This window comes from Lentzea nigeriaca (genome assembly GCF_016907955.1).
GTDB lineage: Bacteria > Actinomycetota > Actinomycetes > Mycobacteriales > Pseudonocardiaceae > Lentzea > Lentzea nigeriaca.
The window spans coordinates 562,593-583,084 of sequence record NZ_JAFBCX010000006.1; the positions used below are offsets into that span (position 1 = coordinate 562,593).

General features: G+C 66.0%; 11 protein-coding genes and 1 tRNA gene. 3 read left to right on the forward strand and 9 right to left on the reverse strand.

Annotated elements, in window-relative coordinates; translation table 11 throughout:
- The first annotated feature begins 14 nt into the window (after window positions 1-14).
- A complete protein-coding gene (locus JOD27_RS24010; protein WP_204764489.1) occupies window positions 15-1,649 on the forward strand; it encodes an AMP-binding protein in 1,635 nt (544 codons plus the stop codon).
- 73 nt (window positions 1,650-1,722) lie between these two features.
- Here JOD27_RS24010 and JOD27_RS24015 read toward each other — a convergent pair whose 3' ends face one another.
- From JOD27_RS24015 to JOD27_RS45185, 3 genes are all read right to left on the reverse strand, one after another.
- Entirely contained in the window at window positions 1,723-2,433 is a 711-nt protein-coding gene (locus JOD27_RS24015) for a methyltransferase domain-containing protein (RefSeq protein ID WP_204764490.1), read from the reverse strand.
- Between the two features lie 684 nt (window positions 2,434-3,117).
- Window positions 3,118-3,774, reverse strand: a complete 657-nt coding sequence (locus JOD27_RS24020; RefSeq protein WP_204764491.1) for a response regulator — start codon at window positions 3,772-3,774, stop codon at window positions 3,118-3,120.
- Window positions 3,771-4,910 carry a sensor histidine kinase gene (locus JOD27_RS45185; RefSeq protein ID WP_204764492.1) on the reverse strand — a complete coding sequence of 380 codons (1,140 nt, stop codon included), beginning with the start codon at window positions 4,908-4,910 and terminating at the stop codon, window positions 3,771-3,773. The genes JOD27_RS24020 and JOD27_RS45185 overlap by 4 nt, the downstream gene beginning before the upstream one ends.
- Before the next feature lie 161 nt (window positions 4,911-5,071).
- On the opposite strand from JOD27_RS45185, the gene JOD27_RS24030 reads away from it, so the two are divergent.
- Entirely contained in the window at window positions 5,072-5,554 is a 483-nt protein-coding gene (locus tag JOD27_RS24030; protein WP_204764493.1) for a DUF6326 family protein, read from the forward strand.
- A 389-nt stretch (window positions 5,555-5,943) separates the two neighbouring features.
- Here the strand turns inward: JOD27_RS24030 and JOD27_RS47395 are convergent, their stop codons facing one another.
- The 5 genes from JOD27_RS47395 to JOD27_RS24055 form a co-directional block, all read right to left on the reverse strand.
- Complete coding sequence (locus tag JOD27_RS47395; RefSeq protein WP_204764494.1) at window positions 5,944-6,198, reverse strand: RHS repeat-associated core domain-containing protein; 255 nt, start codon at window positions 6,196-6,198, stop codon at window positions 5,944-5,946.
- A gap of 200 nt (window positions 6,199-6,398) precedes the next feature.
- Window positions 6,399-6,746, reverse strand: coding sequence for a hypothetical protein (locus JOD27_RS24040; protein WP_204764495.1), 348 nt, complete (start codon window positions 6,744-6,746; stop codon window positions 6,399-6,401).
- Window positions 6,743-13,534 (reverse strand): RHS repeat-associated core domain-containing protein, encoded by a 6,792-nt coding sequence (locus tag JOD27_RS46760; protein WP_204764496.1) that lies wholly within the window; start codon window positions 13,532-13,534, stop codon window positions 6,743-6,745. The genes JOD27_RS24040 and JOD27_RS46760 overlap by 4 nt, the downstream gene beginning before the upstream one ends.
- An 18-nt stretch (window positions 13,535-13,552) precedes the next feature.
- The gene (locus JOD27_RS24050) at window positions 13,553-16,975 is read right to left on the reverse strand and encodes a LamG-like jellyroll fold domain-containing protein (protein WP_204764497.1); all 3,423 of its coding nucleotides are present in this window, start codon (window positions 16,973-16,975) and stop codon (window positions 13,553-13,555) included.
- Window positions 16,976-18,259: 1,284 nt separating this feature from the next.
- A tRNA-Ala gene (locus JOD27_RS24055) sits at window positions 18,260-18,332 on the reverse strand.
- 124 nt (window positions 18,333-18,456) lie between these two features.
- Here JOD27_RS24055 and JOD27_RS24060 point away from each other — a divergent pair.
- Window positions 18,457-19,698, forward strand: coding sequence for a phenylacetate--CoA ligase family protein (locus tag JOD27_RS24060; RefSeq protein WP_239568318.1), 1,242 nt, complete (start codon window positions 18,457-18,459; stop codon window positions 19,696-19,698).
- On the opposite strand, the gene JOD27_RS24065 is transcribed toward JOD27_RS24060, so the two are convergent.
- Window positions 19,691-20,473, reverse strand: a complete 783-nt coding sequence (locus JOD27_RS24065; RefSeq protein ID WP_204764498.1) for a DsbA family protein — start codon at window positions 20,471-20,473, stop codon at window positions 19,691-19,693. The two genes, JOD27_RS24060 and JOD27_RS24065, sit on opposite strands and share 8 nt — an antisense overlap.
- Between the last annotated feature and the right edge of the window lie 19 nt (window positions 20,474-20,492).

The window sequence follows — 20,492 nt, forward strand, 5'->3', positions numbered from 1 at the left end:
ACAGGCGGAAGACCGTGAACCCGATCACCACCTTGCGCCCCGACGCCACCACCTTGGAGCAGTACCGCGAGGAGGGCCACTGGCGCCCCGGCACCATCCTGGACGACCTGGCGCGGTGGCGTGCCGAGACCCCCGACGCCCCCGCCCTTCTCGTGTCGGAGGCCGGGCGGGGCATCCTGGAGCTGAGCTACGCGCAGTACGCCGAGTACGTGGACCGCTTCGCCGGCGCGCTGCACGCGCTGGGGGTGCGCAGCGGTCAGGTCGTCGCGATGCAGTTGCCGAACGTCTGGCAGGTCGGACCGCTGGTGCTGGCCTGCGCCCGGCTCGGGGCCGTCGCCGCGCCGATCATGTGCGCGTTCCGTCCCCGTGAGCTGGAGCGGATGCTCCGCCGGCTGGATGCCGTCGTCTGCGTGACCGTCGATCGGTGGGACAACTTCGACCACGCGGCGGCGCTGGCCGAGATGGCACCCAGGCTCCCCGCACTGCGCCACCGTGTGGTGCTCGGCGAGCGGACCACGGACGGCGAACTCGACTTCCGCGAGTACTTCGAGCAGACGGAACACGACACCCTGCCGGATCCGTCCATTGTGGACCCGGACCGGGTCTCCCTGGTGCTGTTCACCTCCGGTACCTCCGGCGCGCCGAAGGCCGTCCTGCACACCCTCAACACCTCGTACGCGTGGTACGCCCCCGTGGCAGCCGCCGACGGCATCGGCCCTGACAGCCGCGTCTACTCACCGAACGCGGCGACACACATCGTCGGCCTCAACCTGGGCATCTTCATGCCGCTGCACCGCGGAGCCTGCGCGGTCGTGACGGACCGCTGGGAACCGGAGGCCGTCCTCCCGTTCCTGGCCCAGGCCCAGGTCAGCTGGATGGTCATCGTCCCGGTCTTCCTCTCCGTCCTGATCGACGCGATGGAACGCACGTCGCAGCGACTGCCCACGGTGCGGATCATCCGCGCGGGAGGCACCATCGTTCCGCAGCCACTGTTCAGGCGAGTGACCGAGACCTTCGGAATCCCGCTGGACGTGGGCTGGGGCATGACGGAGGGCGCCACCACCTTCACCCGCACCGGAGAGCACCCGGAGCTGGCCGGCCGCACCGTCGGGCGCGGGGCCCCAGGCCACGAGATCGACCTGCGGGCCGACCACCCGATCAGCGACGAGCGACCTGGGCGGCTCTACGTCCGCAGCCCTTCGCTGTGCCTGGCCACCTGGGGCCGCGACGACGGCCGGCTGACCGTGCTCACCGAGCACGACGACGGCTGGTACGACACCGGTGACCTGGCGGCGCCGGACGGCCACGGCGGCATCCGGCTGCACGGCCGCGCCGAGGACCGGATCGGCGTCATCATGATCCCGGTCAGCGACGTCGAGTCGGTGCTGCTGGACCACCCCGACGTACGGGACGTCGCCCTGGTCGGCTACCCGGACGGCCACGGCGGCGAACTCGCCTGCGCGGTCGTCGTACCGGGAGAGGGGACGCCCACCCTCGACGGCCTGCGCGACTGGCTCGACGGGCTCGGCATGAGCGAATGGTGCCAGCCGTCCCGCCTGGAACTCCTGCCCCAACTGCCGCGCAACGAGACCGGCAAGGTGCGCAAGAACGTGCTCCGTGAACGGCTTCTGGCGCGCTCAGCCGACTGAGGATGATCGGGTCGCACAGGGGGCTCACTCGTCCCCAGGCGGCCCGACCACCAGGCTCCTACGACCTATTGACCTACGACGCGAGGCGGGCTGTGGTGACGAAGAAGGTCGCCGTCGCGGTGAAGGCGTTCCGGCGGGAAAGATCGCCCAGGTCGTCCTTCCACCGCGCCGCCTCCTCCTCGCTGACGGCGCCCTGGGTGAGCGCCGCCGTCAGGGCCGGCTCCAGCACCACGCCGAACGCGGACGCATGGTCGTTCAGGCTCGCCATGATCGGAACGACGGAGATGTCGGTGAAGCCGGCGTCGGCGAGGTGGTAGGCGTTGTGGGTGCCGGCGTGGGGATTCGGGACGGCCGAGCAGAACGCGTCCTTGACCACGTCGGTCGTCTCCGGGATCCGCGAGCTCACCACCATCGACGCGAGATCGGGGTCCGCGAGCACGATCGTCCCGCCCGGCTTCAACACCCTGCGGGCCTCGGACAGCGCCTCGGCGGGATCGGCGAAGTGAAGGAAGGTCCGCTCGGACCGGTACCACGACAGTTCAGCGTCCTCGAACGGCAACTCGAAGGCGCTGCCCCTGACAACGTGACAGTGCGGGAACCGGGCCAGGGCCGCGTCGACCATGGCCTGACTGCTGTCGACCCCCACGGCGTCCTTCCCGAGCCGGACGAGATCCGCGACGGCGCGTCCGGCGCCGCACCCGATGTCCGCTCCCCTGCTCTCGGCGGCCTCCACGGCGCGATAGGTGGCCTCCCGCACCGCGCGGCCGCTCTCGCTCTCCTCCATCTTCCGCAGATAGGCGATGAAGTCCTCAGGGACGGCGGAGGAATCGACGTCATGAAAGCGTGCGGCAATGCTTTCGGCGGTGCGTGGTCCGGTGGTTTCCACGTGCTGCTGTCTCCCGTCAGGAGGGTGCCTGATGCTCAGTGCTACGAGGTTTCGCAAAGATTTACCGACGGCCCCCAACTTAGCGTATTTGTACGGGAGTTGATAGTGATTCGAGAGGGACGGACGGGTTCGGGAACACGCGAACGAAACGGGCACCTCCTGATCCCATACGCCCCTGATGAATTCGGGCCAGCTCGGCCGTGAGACACCCCCGTGTGAGTACACAGGGTTCCCAACTAGGGACGGGACCGGAGATCCTTGTGTACGTAGATCGAGTTGGAGAAACCGATTGGCGCTGGACGTCATGGGAAAAGCGCACGCACTCTTGGATGAACTCTCCGAGAGTGCGGACGACAACGAGCCGCCGACCACATCCTGACGACCACGTTTACCGAACCGCGGGAGCCGCATCACGGTACAGAAATTCTGCGCACTGAGCGGAATCCCGGGCCACCTATTATCGGCGGATCACCCCGTCAGCCCACACCGTCGCCGAATGGGTCACCACCTGGGTCTGGGCGACCCCGACCGAGGTCCTGCGCATCGCCGAACAGGCCGCCGCACTCGGCGGCGACACCGCCGCTAATTGGCTCTCACGCGTCTGGTGTCGTATGCCCACATCGCGATCTCGACGCGGTTACGGGCGCCGAGCTTGGTCATCAACGAGGCGACGTGGAACTTCACCGTGCTCAGGCCGACGAAGAGCTCGGTGGCGATCTCGGCGTTGGTCCGGCCCCGTGCCACCAGCGCGAGCACCTCCTCCTCGCGCTCGGTGAGCGGGTCGATGGGCTGGACCGGTACCGCCGGCGCCTGGTCGGCGAAGCTCGCCAGCAGTCGGCGGGTGACGTTGGGAGCGATCAGCGCGTCCCCGTTGGCCGCAGCGTGGATCGCCTGCACGAGGAGCTCCGGCCCGGCGTCTTTGAGCAGGAAACCCCGGGCACCGGCGCGTAGGGCGCCGAGGACGTACTCATCGAGGTCGAACGTGGTGATCACGACGACCGCCATCGGGTCCGTCACGTCAGGCCCGGCCAGGCGCCGCGTCACCTCGACGCCGTCGAGCCCAGGCATCCGGATGTCGACGAGGAGGACATCGGGACGCAGTCGGGTCGCCAGGTCGAGCGCTGCGAGCCCGTCAGTCGCCTCCCCGACGACCTCGAGGTCGGGTTGCGCGCCGAGGATCATCACCAACCCGGTCCGGACCAAGTCCTGGTCGTCGGCCACGACAACACGGATGCTCATCCCAGCGCCTCCACCGGCAGCACGGCCTCGACCACCCAACCACCCTCGGGCCCCGGCCCGGCGGAGAGCGATCCGCCGAGGAGCTGGGCGCGTTCGGCCATGCCCAGCAGCCCGAACCCGAGCTCCGGGGCCGGCCCTGGCTCGGTCTGTCCATCGTCGCTGACCCGCAGCCTGACGGCGTCTCCCTCCCGGCGTAGGTCGATCCCGACGCGGGTCGCGCTGCGGGCGTGCCGTACGGCGTTGGTCAGCGACTCCTGCGCGAGCCGGTACAGCGCGGCGTCCACTGGTCGTGCCAGCCGGGTCAACGAACCGTCCAGCGAGACTTCGACGGTCGGCGTCCCGTCGGCGCGCGCCAGAGCAGGCAGGTCCGCCACACCCAGCTGCGGTGAGTAGGCGACGGCTTCCTTCTCTCGCAGCACCCGCACCATGGATCTCATCTCCGCCAGGGTCTGCGACGCTTCAGACTCGATCGCGGCCAAGACCTCGGCAGCCTTCTCAGGCTGGATGCCGGCGATCACGCCACCGGCCTGCGCCTGCACCGCGATGGCCGACACATGGTGGGCCACCATGTCGTGCAGTTCTCGCGCCAGCGCCACCCGCTCCTGATTGCGGATCTCGCGCTGTTGGCGATGCCAGAGGTCCGCGCGGTAGCGGAACACCGCCGCGAGGGCGACGAACAACAGCAAGAGGACGCTCCCGCCGAAAGCGTCGGCCCAGCCCGCGGAGGACGCGCACATCCCCAGCGCGACGACGACTGTCACGAACGCCGTCCCCAAGACCATCTCCCGTCCCGAGCCCCACCGCACCAGGGAGTAGAGCAGGATCAGGACGGCCGCCATGGAGTAGAGGCCGAGGTCCCCGGACTGCGCGGTCAGCTGGAGGACCGAGAGCAGCCCGGCGACGCCCCACCCGATCAGGGCGGCCATCAGAGGGCGGCCCCGCCGCCAGAGCAGGGCAGGCGTCAGCGCCAGGGCGAGCACCGTCACAAGGGGTTGCCAGGCCAAGCCCGGCCGAGCGATGCCCTCGACCAGGGCGGCGGCCGCGAACACGCCCACCAGCAGCCAGTCGAGCCGACCAATGGGTGGGGCGTCAGCAGGCCGCGCCTCATGCCAGAGGGAGCGCCGGAAAGTGACCACGGCTCCAGCCTAGGGATCGGCGCGCCTCGGCGTACCCGCCTAAAGAACAGGCGACAGACCATGCCATCGGCCAGGCGAACCCCGGCTTCCGGGCCGGGGCGCCCGCCGCCGGGCTCGGCGATCATCGACCTACCGATCCTCACCACACAACGGAGCCGATGATGAGAACACTTCAACCCACCACCGCCACACTGGAAGACCAGCGGATCCCGGTGAGAGCCAAACTCGCCGCAACGTGGACAAGCTTCATGTTCCTGTACGCCTACGTGGACATTCTCAACTTCTTCACGCCCGGCGTCATCCAAGACATCCTCGCCGGCAAGGTCTTCAAGTTCGACCTCTCCCAGACCTTTTCGACCACGGCGCTGACCCTCGTGGCCATCCCGATCCTCATGGTCGTGCTGTCGATGACGCTGCCCGCCCAGGCGAACCGCGTCACCAACCTCACCGTCGCCTCGCTCTACATCCCCGTCACGGCATTCAACGTCGTCGGCGAGTCCTGGCTGTACTTCTACGGCCTTGGCATCGTGCTGGAATTGATCCTTCTCGCCCTCATCGTGCGGTATGCCTGGACCTGGCCCCGCACCGCACCGTCGGCGACCAGCCTGGACGATGAAACCGTTCGCGCCCAACAGCAAGCGTGACCCCAAGCGCGGCAACGTCGTCGCCCGCGTCCCTGGCACCCGCCACGGACGAGGGCAACCTCACCTCGCCGGCTCGCGCATCGGGACCTACCCCATCCGGCCCGGCCTGACCTTCCACGGCCGCAGGCACAGCCGCAAAACCTGGCTCATGGCCAGCCGTACCCGAAATCGACCAATGCCGACGACTCGGCCACAGGTCTACCAAGTACCCGCCACACCGTGGACCCTCGTAGACCCGATGGAGGTCCAAGACCTACCAAGACCCCAAGCCCGCGCTCGACTACGGCCCCGGCGCACCCCGCCACGACGTCCGCGGCTACATGCGCCGCACACCTCGACCGAGCCCGTGGAGACCGGCCGTCAGCCGGTGATCACGCGATGGCGGCTGTTCATGTTCTCCCCGGTCGGCCCGCGCGACAGCTCGAGTGGCGCGGCCGTGTGTTCCGCGTCGAACGAGGTCGACCGAGGCTAGATAAGTTCTCCCGGCGACCGCCACACAAAATGCCATCCGGACCACACTGACCACCCGACAACAAACCCGTCGGATCACTGAACGTCACCGGACTGTTGTTGCTATAGGCATAACCGTTGAGCTGCCGAGGATCGTTGTTGTCGACAATCGGATCAGCCGACAAGAACCGCATATCTCAGAAAAAGGTGTCCCGGGCATACTATTCAGCCCGACTGCCTCAAACCTTCGACATATTCAACTAGTGACCACGTCAACGCAAGCAACACAAGGTGTTGATGAGAAGCAGAGCAGGAGCGGTGCCCAGCAAGATGCTGCGCGCCGCCCCGTCACTGCGACGTCACGAGGCGGCCTTCCATATCAAACTAAACTAAATCAGATCACAACTGCGTGGTATCTAATATCACCCAGAGCGTCTTCAGCAATCCCGCCGAGCTTCGAATCCTCGAGTAGACCTTCCAAGCGGACGACCACCTGGGTTCCTACCTTGCCGCGCATACGCCCCAGATGACCCATGCAGGTCACCGCGAGTGACCGCAACTGCGGGTCCGATGCAGCATCATCCAACGTGCGCAACAATAGGTCCTCCACCCAGACGCGATCAGGATCGTCGTAGGTCAGCGCGAGAAGCGCACGAGTCGATCGTCCAAGATCATTAGATGCAAGATCGCGCAGCATCTCCTCCCGCCATTGTAGTGCCGACGTCTCATTGTCGCCTGTCACTCTGTGATACCTCCGGACTTGATAGCGCGCCGCAGAGCGTTCCTCGCCGCCTGCATCCCAGGATCAGTACCGATGTCTGTCCTTACGTGCCCATGGAAAATCTCGTTAACTCCGCCCTCGACCGTGCATCCACATGGAACCTCCCGAGTCCGGTCAAGGATAACGGCATCACCAGTTTTGGGATCGATCCCTACGCGGCGAGGAGATGTGGACTTGATCTGAATGGAGTTGGCGAGCGCACCTGGTCCATCAGTGGGTTCAGCGCTGTTCTCACCACGAGAACTGCTTCGCGCCTCCGATCCGTGCTTCCCACCAGCTTCGTAAATCTGGTCACCACAATTGTGTACCAGGACCGGCGTGTCACCGACCACGACGTGGTATGTGTGGACGCCGTCGATGGTCAGGTCGTAGACCGGCTGAATCTGAGCGTAACGCTGGACATCCGTCACCACCTGCCGCGTGCCATCGGATGACCGCAGATGCTCACCCGGCTTGAGCGTGCCGATCTTGGCGAAGTCACCGCGTTCCTCCACCCACACCGGATGCCACGACGTCGCCTCCACCGTGCCGCCGGCCACTGACACACGGGTCATGTCACCCTCGTCGGTGTGCACGATCGTGCCCACGACATTTCGATCCGACCTCTCACCAGAAGACGGATCAGCGGCCTTGACCTTGTCCCCCACCCGTATCTCATCGATCGGCTTGGAAGACCCGTCCGCCATCAACACCCGAGTACCAGCCACGAAACTGTGCAGCAGGCAAGACCCGCCCGCACCGTCGGACTTACCGCCAAGCTTGCGCAGCGCGTCCATCGCGATCTCCTGCGCCCGCGCCGCAATCCTCTCCACCCGACGCAACAACCCCTGCGCCTTCGAGATGATCCTCGCCATCGACGAGACAGCCTTGACCGCCTTGTACCCAGCCTCCAAGACCTTCCCGACCTTGCCCCACGGCACCAGGTTCATCACCAGCCCACCGCAGGCCCAGATGTCACCCTTGGTGAAACAATCGACAATGTCGTTCCACCCGGAGATGTCCTTCAACATCTCCCACGCAACTTCCTTGATCACATCCCACTTCGTCTTGTGGGCGTTCTTCAAGGCCTCCTCATACTCGGCCTGACTGATGTTCTCCTGCCGCATCAACTCCTCACGAGCCTGTTGGGCAGCCGAAGATTGCTGCTGCTGCTTCTTGCGCTCCTGCTTGAACTCCTGCTGGACCTGCTTGTAATCGGCCTCGCTCCGGTAGTTCTCCCGGCCGCCGCCACACAAAATGCCGTCCGGACCACACTGACCACCCGACAACAGACCCGTCGGATCGCTGAACGTTACCGGACTGTTGTTGCTATAGGCATAACCGTTGAGCTGCTGCGGATCGTTGTTGTCGACGATCGGGTCCGCCGACAGGAACCGCCCGGTAGAAGAGTCGTACATACGCGCGCCCACACGCGTCAGACCCGACTCCTCCCGCGTACCACCAACAAACCCATGCTGATTCCACGACGCAGCGCTACCCCGGGGATCACCGAACGGGGTCTGGCGCCGGGTCGCCACCGCTAGGTTTCCGGAGGTCACTGCGGCGATCTCGGTGCCCTGGTGATCCGAGAGCAGCCACTTGAGACCCGAGATAGAGTTCCGCTGCGCTGCGACGTGCCCGTTGTGGCTGTAGTAACGAGTCCACGACGGAGTCGTGGTGTTCTTCTCGAGACGGATCTCCTGACCGAACACGTACAGCGTCGTGGCAGAAGGCTCGCGAGCAATGAGCCTCGAGCCGTCCGCGTCGTAGAGGTACGTGGACTCCTTGCCGTCCGCGTTCGTCACCTTCGAGACGCGGCCCTCAGCGTCGTACTCCAGCGTTTGGGTGTCGCCGGAGATCTTGCGTGACGTCGTGTTACCGGACTCGTCGTAACCGAACGTGTCCTGCGAGGTGCCGTTCGGGCCGGTCGTGTCGACCTTCGACACGGTGTGCGGCTGGGCTTGCCCCGCAGCGGGATAGCCGAACGTGTTCACCGTGTCGCCGGCGCTGGAATGCGCGGTCTGGGTCAGACGGTTACCAGTCTTGTCGAACGTCCACGACAGCCAGTACATCGCCGCACCGCCCAAAGTGGACGTCGACTTCGGCGCCGTGCAGTTGCCGGAGTCCGGCGTCCACGCATCGGTCATCCGGCGCAGGTGGTCGTAGGCAAAGCACTGGATGTCCGACGCGCCGCCCTCAGGCGTGTCGGCAATGCGGTTGATGTTGCCGGCCGCGTCATAGCTGTAGTTGCGGTCCGCGATCCGGTACGCGTTCGGGGTCTCCCTGTCCGCGATCGTCCGCTCGAGCCTGCGGGTGCCTTCCTCGTAGAAGTTGGTCACCCACAGGTTGTTCTGGCTGTCGGCGCTGTCGTAGGTCTCCTTCAGCACCTCACCCATCGCCGAGTACGCGGTTCCGCTGACGTAGCGGTCCTTGCCCTGGGTGGACTCGGTCAGGCCGAAGGCGTTGTATTGGGTCGACACCGTCTCGCCGGGCACGATCGTCCGGCCGCCGGAGTTGACGTCCAGGTAGTCGAGATCGCGCAGCCTGCCGGTGTAGGTGTACGAGTAGCCCACCTCGTACGTGGTGCCGAGCACTCCTTCCGCCGCGGCCGGCACCATGACCTTCTTGCCGGTCGGGCGACCGGCCTGGTCGTAGCCGGTGACTTTGCTCGTGTACGGCTGGCCGTTGACCCACCTGCGGGACAGCGTCAGCATGCCGCGCCCGTTCAACACGCCGGAGCCGTCCACCGACGTGTCGTACTGCCACTCCGCGCTCGGCGAAGTGCTCGTCCCCTCATAAGAGGCGATCTTGCGGCTCAAGGCGTCGTACTTGTACGAGATCTTGCGGTTGCGGGCGTCCGTGGTCGAGACCACCCGGCCCGCCGCGTCGTACTCGGTCGAACTGGCTCCGGTGTCCGGGTCGACCGACCCGATCTTGCGGCCGCGCAGGTCGTAGGTGGACCGCCAGACGTTGCCCGCAGGGTCGGTCACCGACTCGAGTTGACCTGCCGCTGTGTAGGTGTACTTCGTCGCGTCGAACGCCGTGCCGAGGCTGGCTGTGTACTGCCGCTTCTCTGTGGTGCGACCTTGCGCGTCGCTGATCACCGTCGTCGCCGTGCCACCCTGCGGCGGGGTGGTGTGGATGCGGTCACCGCCGTACGACGTGGTGGTGCGCCACTGTTCCGTCGCGTACTTGCGGTAGATAGACGCCGTTGGCCGGCCCATCCCGTCGTACTCGGTGATGGTCTGGTTCGGCACTTCGTTGTCCAGTACACCGGCCAGCGCAGCTCCGGGAGCCTGGTTGTTCCAGTAGGCACCGTTCGTCTTGTACGGCAGGCCACGCGAGTCGTAGAACGTGTCGGAGATCAGCCTTCCGCCTGCGGGGGACGGGGACTGCGTCTGCCGCTCGCGGAACAGTCCGTCGTAGAGCGCATAGGTGGCTTGGTAGGTGTTGCCGTCATCCTGCAACCGCTTCGACGTCACTACGCTCGGCGCGTTCGTGTTGTAGGTGTACTCGAACACCGCGTCCGGCTTGGCGGTTGCCTTCGGGTGTCCCGGCAGCCATGCCGCCACCATCCGGCCCAGCGCGTCGTACTCGAGATCCGCACGCCGCCCGTTCGCATCCACGGAAGCCGTCGACAGGCCCCAGGCTGGCTCGAAGTACCCGTTCGTCACGTGCCCCAGCGCGTTCGTGCTGGTGACCTGCTTCAGCGGGCCGGTGGCGGGCGTGTACGCGGCGGTCGTCCGCTGGCCGGTCGCGTCCACGACCTCCTTCGGACGCCCGTACTCGTCGAATGTCGACGTCGACGCGATGACCCACTTCTGGCCGGTGTCGTCCCACTTGTCCAGCGCCTCGGCCTTGGTGATGTCACCCTTCGTCGGAGCCACACCCCACGCCTGGCCGTCGTACCACGACCGCGCGGACGTCAGGATCGTCGAGGCGGACGGCTGCACGGTGCACAGGCCCTTGACGGTCTCCACCTGCGAGGCATAGCTCAGCATCCACGCCGTCTCGTTGCGGGCGAACGTCATGCGGGCGCACGACTCATCGCCCATGATCTGGAGATCGCCATGATCCTCGGCCTGCGTGACGATGCCGACCGAGTCGTAAGACTTCACGACCTTCGTGCGTCGCCATTCACCGCTTTCCAGCAATGTCCGGCCCCGCACCGCGAGGACGTTGCTCAGCTTCGCCTGCTTGCCGTCCGCACCCGTGGCGGTCGCCTCGCTCACCCACGGGTCGTTGACCGACGCCGCCACGAGCACACCGTCGTTGTACTGCCTGGTCTCCCGCACGAACCCCTGCAGGCGGTCGACATCGGTGATCGGTTCGCCCTCACTGGTCGACACCGTGGCACCGTCCATGCCCCGCAGGTACACGGTCTCTGCGACGCTCTGCTTGCCGGCCGAGTCACCCTTGACCGTGCTTACGGTCTCGTAGCCACGCCACTGCGACCACGTCCGCCGGTCAGCTTCGGCGAAGTCGTTATCGTCGAAGTGCCAGGCTGGGTTGCCGATGTAGTCGTAGTGGGTCTTGAGCAACGACGACGCACCCGTGCGGTCGTCGTCGGTGACGTCGGTGACGACGTACTTCTGGAAGTAGTCCAGGATCGGGGTCCGCGCGCCGTCGGGAGTCCACCACGTCGGATAGCACCGCAGGGTGTTCGACTCCGGTGACGCCGGCATCCGCGAGCCGGGCACGCAGTCCCGCTCGCTGTACTTGATCTCGGTGTGCGCGCCGCCCTCGCCGTTGATGCCGGTGATCCGGTAGCGCGTCAGCGGTGACAGGTTGTCGTGGCCGCTGTCGACCCGGTTGTCCATCGCCACGCGGTCGAACGTCGTCGCCGGCAACGCGATCGTGCCACCAACGTGTCCGGTGTGGACGATGGACTTCAGGTTCAACGCCGGCGACGTACCGTCACCGGTCGCGGGGAAGTCCTGCGTCAGCGTCCACGAGTCGACGTCGGAGTACCCGCCGCTGCCGTCGCCCACCTGCGCGACGACCTTGGTCAGTCGTTTGCGGGTGAAGAACGTGGGCGTCAGCCGGTTGGTGCACTGCTCGCCCGCGTTGCAGAGCTGATCCGCCGGCACGTCCGGCCACGACGCGGCCGTGGAGGCGTTGAGCTGACCGGGATCACACGTGATCGCACCGCCCGGCAGGCAGCGCTCGGCCATGTCGAACTGGACGCGGCCGCCCACAGAACCGAAGTAGTTGTCGCTGCGCAGGCCGTACTCGATGCGCGTCAAGTACCCACCACGCACGTACGAGGTGCCCTTGGCCGGGTCGGCATTGCGGCCGTAGTGGTTGATTTCCTGGTCGTAGTAGTACGTCGTGACGTTGCCGTGCGGATCGATCGAGTAGTCGATGTTCCACCGGTATGCCTGCTGGCACCAGGAGGCGTCGAAGGCAGCTTGCTTGCACGGTTCGGTGTCGTTGTTGCCGTACACCGGCTCGGTCCACGCCGACTTGGTCTCCGGCTTGCCGCTCGTCCAGCCCGGCAACCGATTCATGCCCAGGAAGTACTGGGTGCCGTCGGTCGTGGTGACCTTCCAGTGTTCACCGTCGTTGTCGCCGTTGGCCGCGCCCTTGAAACGCTCGATGCGCGCACCGTCGTCGTTCTTCGCGCGCCAGGTGCTGACGCCGGTGACGGGGTCCTCGGACGCCTTGATCAGCTTGCCGGAGACGCCGACCAGGCTGATGGTGGCATTGTCGGTGGCCCAGCACTGATCACCGGTCTTCGTCTGGCCGTTGTTCCCTCCCAGATCGAGACCGCAGGGCTTGTACTGCCGCTCGATGAACCCGCCGGGAGAGATGTCCCAGCCGTCACCGACGATCGACGCCTGGTTGTTCGTCGCGGACATGCGGCCGTCGAGGCTCTGCGAGGAGTAGCCAAGCGACACCGACGGCGCCTTACCGCCGACCGCAGGCGGAACGCGCAGCGGATAGCCGTAGGTGAAGTCACCGGATGCCCCACCCGCGTTCCACGATCCCGCCGGAGCGAGCGAGGTCGCGGTGTAGCTGCCGTTTCCGCTGGAGGGAGCGGCGGTCGCGGCGAGCACCATCGCGCCGCCACCGTCCTCCTGCCGTCTCGAGGCCGACGTAGCTGACGTGGCCACGGAGGCGAAGTCCGCCGAGACCGTCTTGGTCTTCAGGTCGTTGCTGCCGCCGGGCAAAGGCGTAACGCGACGGCATTCCAGCTTGTCCGGAGTGGACAGTGCACACGCGGGCAGCGACACCAGACGCAGGCGCGAGGCATAGTCGCCACCAAACGCCGAGGCGAACGTGCCGTAGCCGACGCCCAGGTGCACCGGTGTTCCCGCGGCACCACCGGCATCCGTGACAGTGAACACGACACCGTTGAGCCCCAGCTTCTTCGCCGCGTCCTGGCCCTTGACGTTCACCCGCACCTTGGCAGGGCTCGCCGACTTCGCCACGACACCGTTGTTCTTGCGTTGCACCGAGACCAGCCCCGACGTGGCCTTGGCAACGCTCCCCGCAACGGCACCGTTCAGATCGACTTCCACCTGCGACTCGACCGGCCACGACGGCGTGTCGACCTTCGTCACGGCGGCCCTCGCCGCCGCGTCCTCGGTTTTGGCGCGCGAGACCACCGACGTGGTGGGAACCGACTTGTCCTGCTGCAGTTCCGGCAGCTTCCAGCCGTACTGGTTGTCCCCATCCCCAGCCGCGAGCGCGTCCTGGCCGGTCGCGAGCAACAACGTCAGCACGACGCCAAGCGCCGTGCAGCGTCTTCTTCTGCTTGCTCTCACTGAAAGAATCCCCCCAGATCAGCGGTGCTTGGTGGACGTGCGGATGTCCTCGATGTCGGCACTGGTCAGCACACCCGAATAGACACGGGCGTCGTCGATGTCGCCCTTCCACCCGTCAGTGCTGTTTCCGTTCCAGATGCCCCGGCCGATCCAGAAGTCACCGGTGGCGTTGAACGCGCCCTGTCCCGTCTTGGTGGCCGCCTGCTTGACGCCATCGACGTAGAGCGTCATCGTGCCGCTGGTCGCGTCGTAGACACCTGCGAGGTGAACCCACCTGTCCGCCTCGGCCGGCAGGTCGGAGACGATCAGCGATGACCCGCCGTCCTTCCGCGCCACCTGGAGGAAGCCCCACTTGCCCGTCTCCGGCCGGTAGGAGAGCAGGAACGGCGAGAAGGTGGTGTCACCCATGCCGACCGCGGTGTCCGGTACGGAGAACGCGCCGCTGTGCCGCACCCATGCGGACACGGTGTAGGAGCGGTCCGTGCGGAAGTTCACCGGATGTGCGCCCGCCACACTGCCCTGAGCCAGCGGGTCGAGGTTCAGCCACTTGTCCTTGCTGGTCAGGATCTGGTTCGGATCGTCAGGGTCGACCGGTGTGCCCGCCCACTGGACACCCCCGGAGAGCGTGGCGTTCTGCCCCGTCACCTCGTCCTTCGTCGCGGTCCCTGTGCGTTCGTCGAGGTTGTAGTGAGCGCGCAGCACGGCGAAGTTGTTCAGCTCGGCCGCCTCGACCGCGCTGATCTGCCGATCCCACACCTGGACGTGGTCGATCGTGGCCGGGATCTGATTGGTGCGCCCGCCGGCCCACTTGGCCGCTCCGACCACAAAGGGCCCCGTCGCGTTCCACAGAGCGGCGGTCGCGGTACCTTCGAGCTTTCCGTTGACGTACAACGACATCTTGTGCGCGTCAGGGTCGTAGGTACCCACCAGGTGCGTCCACACGCCCACCTCGGGCGGGGCTGCCGAGATCGTGCGGACCGACTGGGGCGAGTCCTGGTCGGCAACGGCCGCGCTGAACGTCCAGCGGTTCACCTCACGCGAGTACTGCAGGAAGAACGCACTCGCGCGGTTACCGTCCTGGCTGGCGACCGTGTAGAACTCGTTTGTGTTGTCGAGCTTCACCCACGCCGACACCGAGAACGCCCGCGATGTGTCCACGATCGCGGACGAGGTGGCGGAGAACGTGCTGGTGGTGTTGGCCTGGCCGTTGTTGGCGTAGCCTGCGCCGAAGGTCGCGCCGTTCAGCGTCAGCGGGTGGCCCTGACCGGTGATGTCGGTCGCGGTGGTCCCGGTGGTCTGGTCGAAGTTCCACGCCGCCACGGGGTTCGCGGGGTCCGCGACGTTGAACACGTACTTCTGCGGGTTGGCCGCCGGGTTCCCGGCCTTGTCGTAGGCCTGCACGTACAAGGTGTTCGTGCCGCCCGACTTCGGCGTGATCGGCACGGTTACGACACCGTCGGCCTGGGTCACGTTGACCTGATTCTCGACCGTGGTGCTGTCGAGCGACCACCCATAGCGGGCGACGTCCATCGTGCCGTCCGGGCCCGTGTTCCCGTTGGGTGAGAACGTGAAGTTGCCGGTGCGCCCGACGCTGCCACCGAACCCGGTCGCGGGATAGTCCGTTGAGGACACTGCCGGGGTGTTCGGTGCCACGCTGTCGACCATGAACTCGCACACCGGCGACCAGCTGCTGAGCTCGCCGTCACCGGACCACAGGTGGAAGCCGTGGACCCCATCGGTGGTGATCCAGCCATCTGGCACGCTGACCTCGGCGAACGATCCCGACGGCACATCCTTGGTATAGATGTCCTTGCCGTTCCACGTGTAGTTGGTGGCTGTCCCGATGGTGAGACGGAAACCCGCGTCCATCATCCCGCCGTCCGGGTCGAGCAGCCTGGCCCGCAGGCGTGGCGTGCGGTTCTTGCCGACGTAGGGGCGGTCGTTGCCAATGCGGCACGGAAGTGCGTCCGTCGCGTTCAGCCCCCAGCCCTCCAGGCCGAGGTCGATCGGCGACTTCGGGTACGAGTTGTACTTGACCTCGAGGTAGGGGTTGAGGTCGAACCTGCGCCACGAGTCGTCGAGCGACTTCTCGTCCTTGGCCTTGAACATGAACGTGGTAGCGGTCCACGGCTCGGACGCCGCCCGTTCCACCGCCGCCAACGCGTCGAAGTCCGCACCACCGTCGGTCGGGCACTTGGAGGGGTTGTTGCGTGTGTTGTTCTCCGACAGGTTCTTGATCCACCCCGGCTGGTTGTTCCACGTGGTCCACGGACCGATGGCCCAGGTGTTCCACAACTCGGTCGGAGTCGGCGAGCACGAGTACGACGAGATCACCTTGGCGTGCAAGGTGGCTGAGTGGATCTTCGTGCCGACGATCTGCGACGTGTTCATCTCGAAGTACGTCCGCGATACGCCTGGGGCGCCGGTCGGTGTGACGAGCGACGAACCGTTGAGGTAGCCCGCCTTCAGGTCACTGAGTTGATCGGAGGTCTTGTCGTAGTTCGGGGCGTCGCCCCACGGCGACTGCACGACCGCATGGTGCTGCTTGGAGCAGGTCGTGCAGGAGTAGTCGGGGTCCAGCCGCACGGGATAGACCGTGTTCGGATCGGCGAGGAACGCCTGGTCAGGCATGATCGAGATGGTGTTCTGCCCCAGCTCGATGCCCATGCGCGCAGCCCGGCCGGAGTCGGACGAGTCCCACATGCGGGAGGCGTCACCGCCGAAGACCTGCTTGCCGTCAGCACCGAAAACCACGAGACCGTCCGCCGCGTCCGGTGCCTTCGCCTTGCCGGACACCGACGCGGGCCCCGTGATCTTGGTGTTCTTGGTGTGGGACTTGAACGTGAACTTCCTGAGCTTCGGATTTTTCGCGGCCTCGGCGTTCTTCACCACGAGGTTCTGCGAGTAGCCGGTCAGCGCCGCCTGGATCTCCAGGTCCACGCCGGGCAGCACCTCCGGGTACGTCACGGTCTGGCCGGTGACCCGTGCCTTGGGCAGATCCGACTCCCACCCGAACCCGACCTCGGCCTCACCCTTGACCAGCCGCGCGACAGGCTTGGCCGCTGAACCGTGGCCACCCGCGCTGAACGACATGGTCACCGGCGCCACCTTCGGCGCCAGCGAGCCGTCGGCCTGCGGCACCAGCGTCAAGTCGATGGCGGCCCACGAACCGTTCCGCTTCACGCGCACCGGTTGCGCGTAGGAGATCAAGGTCCGCGAACCGTCGGGATTGGCCTTGACCTGCGAGTCCTCGGTCGTCTCCGACCCGATGACGATCGACTTGCCACTCTGCCTCGCCAGCCTGTGCGCACCGGCCACGTCGACGACCTCGTCCGGCACAGCGGCGCTCGCCGGAGCAACAGAGCCGATCAGCGTTCCTACAACGACAACGGCAGCACTGAACGTGGGCAGGGCAAAGCCCCGCCCTCTGACGTATCGCATCTATCCCCCCACCACCGGAACACCCGGCAGCCACCCTTGTACGGTCCCCCGACCTGTGCCGGAGCAGCATGAACCAGGCCAGACGAAAAAGGAACACACTCACAAAGATCAACTTCGCGGGGAGGTGGACTTCACATTCACACTCGAACAAGCACCGCGGACGTCGATCACAGCCTTTCCGGAAGGCGATGATCGGTGACAGGCGCCAGCCCAAGACCACTGCGGCTCCACGGAATTGCTCGTTCGTGGCGTCTGACTACTCGCAGCCCAACTGATCACCACCGCCTCGTGGACCGAAGGCCGCAAGGGCGCTCGACGCATCCACCGACCACAGGTTGGTCAGCCCGAGCAGAGACCCATCAACCTGGACTAACGCTGGACTAACGCCAAACAGGCGCAATCAGACGGTTGCAGGGCCGGACGGCTGCCAGCACGGATCGAGTGGCCCGGTTGGCGCACCAGACTCGACTGGTCAACACCCGGTCTCATGATCGTCGCTTCGTTCGCATCCGACATCCCGGGGTGAACCACATGCGCCGACCACCTCGACCACTGCCGACGCTGCGTATGGCGATCTGACCGTCACGTTCGACATCAGCTCATCGACGATCCCAGGCGATCGCCTCGCAGCGGCACGAGCCAAGGCCCGTACGTACTCCTGGAATAGGCGACCCAGACCACGCCCCCAGCGTCTGCAGTCCGTACTCCCAGATCAAGGCATTCGTCGCGAACTGACGCCGGTTCGACCGACCCAACACCAACCTGCACCCTTTGAGCACTCCATCACACGCAGGTCAGAGCCATGATCGTCGAGGTCCAGGTGCGAGTCCTGCCGAGGTAACCACCTTGACAAAACAGGTTGGTTGGCCGGAGCGCCGGCACCCACCAAGCGGCATGGGAACCGAAACGGCAGCGCCCGTTCAATCGACACCGAGCGATCAATCGACACCGAGGGATGCTGCGATCCGACAACGGCCCACCCGCCGCAATCACGCACGCGCCAGCGCAAACGCACGGTGCCAGACTATGGCGGGAGCGGCACGGCCGTCATGCCAGACGGCGCCGCCGACGCGTCAGCGGGCGAGCAAAAGGTCTTGTGGACAACCACCCAACCGGGTGGCCGGACCTGAAGCAAACCCGTGACCCAATTTCGCCCAGATCGGGGCCGTGCTCCAGTTTTGCTCCAGTTGGCGATACCATCGTCCACTTGGGACAGAAAAACAAGATCGCCCGCTAACCCAATACTTGCAGGTCAGCGGGCGATTCGTATGCTGTGTTACGTTGTGGAGCTGAGGGGACTCGAACCCCTGACCCTCACACTGCCAGTGTGATGCGCTACCAGCTGCGCCACAGCCCCTTGAAGGTCCACGTTCCCGGGAGGTTTTCCCTTCCGTTCTCGTGTGGCAATACCGTACATCAAGAGGTCCACGAGATAAAAATCGGGGGTACCCAAAGCGCATTCGGCCTGGTAGGACCGGGTGATGACCGCCGGAGCGCCGTTCGACCCGAAGATCGAGTGCATGGACCCCGAGGCCCGTCACGAGCTGCAGGAACAGCGTCTGCGGGGGCTCGTGGACCGCCTTCTGCAGATCGACAACTTCCAGGGGGCTCGGCTCAAAGATCTTGGCGTGACGCGCGGCACAGATGTGCGGCTCGACGAGATCCACCTGCTGCCCACGATCACCAAGCAGGACCTGTGGGACCACTACCCGTTCGGGCTGCAGATCGCGCCGCGGGAGGACGTCGTCTGCGTGCACGGGTCGTCCGGGACGGGTGGGCGGCCGACGCTCGTTCCCTACACGGCCAACGACGTTGAGGCCTGGGCTGAGGTCATGGCTCGGGCGCTCGCCGGGGCCGGGGCCACCAGGCGCTCGGTTATCCACAACGCTTACGGCTACGGGCTTTTCACGGGTGGGCTCGGGGTGCATCACGGTGGTCTGAGGCTGGGGGCCACGGTCATCCCCATGTCCGGCGGCATGACGGAGCGGCAGGTGCGGCTCATCGAGGACCTGCGGCCGGACGTGCTCTGTTGTACGCCGTCGTACGCGCTGCGGCTGGCGGAAGACCTCCAGGCCGACAACAGCATCGAGGTCGGTGTCTTCGGTGCCGAGCCGTGGACCGAGGAGATGCGCAAGGAGATTCAGGAAAGGCTGGGCATCAGGGCGCTCGACATCTACGGACTGTCCGAAGTGATCGGTCCTGGTGTGGCGTGTGAATCCCTTGACTCGGAAGGGCTTCTCAACATCGCCGAGGACCACTTCTACCCGGAGGTCCAGGACGGTGAGCTCGTCTTCACCACGCTCACCAAGACGGGAATGCCACTTCTCAGATACCGCACAGGTGACGTGGCGACGATCCATGAGCCGGCAGGGCAACGGACGTTGAAACGGATGAGCAAGCTCAAGGGGCGCAAGGACGACATGCTCGTCATCCGCGGCGTCAACGTGTTCCCCACGGAGATCGAGGCGGTCGTGCTGGAGTACGCGAGCCCGCACTACCTGGTCGTCGAGGATCGCCGGACCACCACGGCACAGCTCCACGTGGCGGTCGAGTCCACACAGGACATCAGGAACGCACTCACGCACAAGCTCAAGGAGCGCCTGGGAATCACGTGCCAGGTGCACGTTCTGGAGCCGGGGAAGCTGCCGCGCACAGAACAAGGAAAAGCACAGCGCCTGGCCCGGTGGAGTCAGGGCCAGGCGCCGATCGACGGTCTCACTTAGTCAGGTCGGAGAGCCAGTTCTTGTTGTCGAGGTCGACGAGCTTGCCACCGGAAGCGACGCTGGGCGTGCCGCGGAAGCGGCCCGTCTCCGGGTCGCGAAGAACGGGGTCGTTGCTCGTCTTCGTCATCAGCTCGTCCAGCTGGGACTTGTAGCTCTGGTTCCGCACGCAGGACTCGAAGCCCGCGGACGTGACGCCGACGTCCTTGCCCAGCTTGATGAGCTGGTCCTTGGTGTAGCCCGCTTCGCCTTCCTCTGGCTGCTTGGCGAACAGTGCCGCGTGAAAGGCGTTGAACTTGCCGTCGTCGGCGACGCACAGGGCGGCGTTGGCCGAGTCGGTCGAGTAGCCCTCCGGCTTCGAGAGGCGGTTCAGCATCGGCAGGATGTGGTAGCGGACCTTCACCTTGCCGTCTTCGACGGCCTTCTTGATGTCGGTGCCGTACTTCTTCTCGAACGTGCCACAGATCGGGCAGAGGAAGTCCTCGTACACGTCGACCGTCACGGTGGCGGTGTCCTTGCCCACCAGCACCGTGTTGCCGTCGCGGACCGCCGGGGCCGAGATCAGGTGGTCGGCCGGGGCCTGCGGGATACCGTCCGAGGTGGACGTCGACGGCTTCATCTGCTGGAACACGACGTAGCCGATGACCGCGACGGCGAGCACCGCCACGACGGCGATGCCGGCGATCACCTTGGTTCGATCCCCGCCCGTGGTCCGGGCCTGGGCCACCGCACGCGCGGCCTGCTGCTTCTTCCGCGCACTGCGCTCTGCACCACCCACGGCGACGAGGGTAGCGAGC

Bases quoted from the DNA above. Each gene is read 5' to 3' on its own strand.
- JOD27_RS24015 (WP_204764490.1), bottom strand. From the start codon at position 2,433: ATGGAGGAGAGCGAGAGCGGCCGCGCGGTGCGGGAGGCCACCTATCGC.
- JOD27_RS24020 (WP_204764491.1), bottom strand. From the start codon at position 3,774: ATGAGCATCCGTGTTGTCGTGGCCGACGACCAGGACTTGGTCCGGACC.
- JOD27_RS24030 (WP_204764493.1), top strand. From the start codon at position 5,072: ATGAGAACACTTCAACCCACCACCGCCACACTGGAAGACCAGCGGATC.
- JOD27_RS47395 (WP_204764494.1), bottom strand. From the start codon at position 6,198: ATGCGGTTCTTGTCGGCTGATCCGATTGTCGACAACAACGATCCTCGG.
- JOD27_RS24050 (WP_204764497.1), bottom strand. From the start codon at position 16,975: ATGCGATACGTCAGAGGGCGGGGCTTTGCCCTGCCCACGTTCAGTGCT.
- JOD27_RS24060 (WP_239568318.1), top strand. From the start codon at position 18,457: ATGACCGCCGGAGCGCCGTTCGACCCGAAGATCGAGTGCATGGACCCC.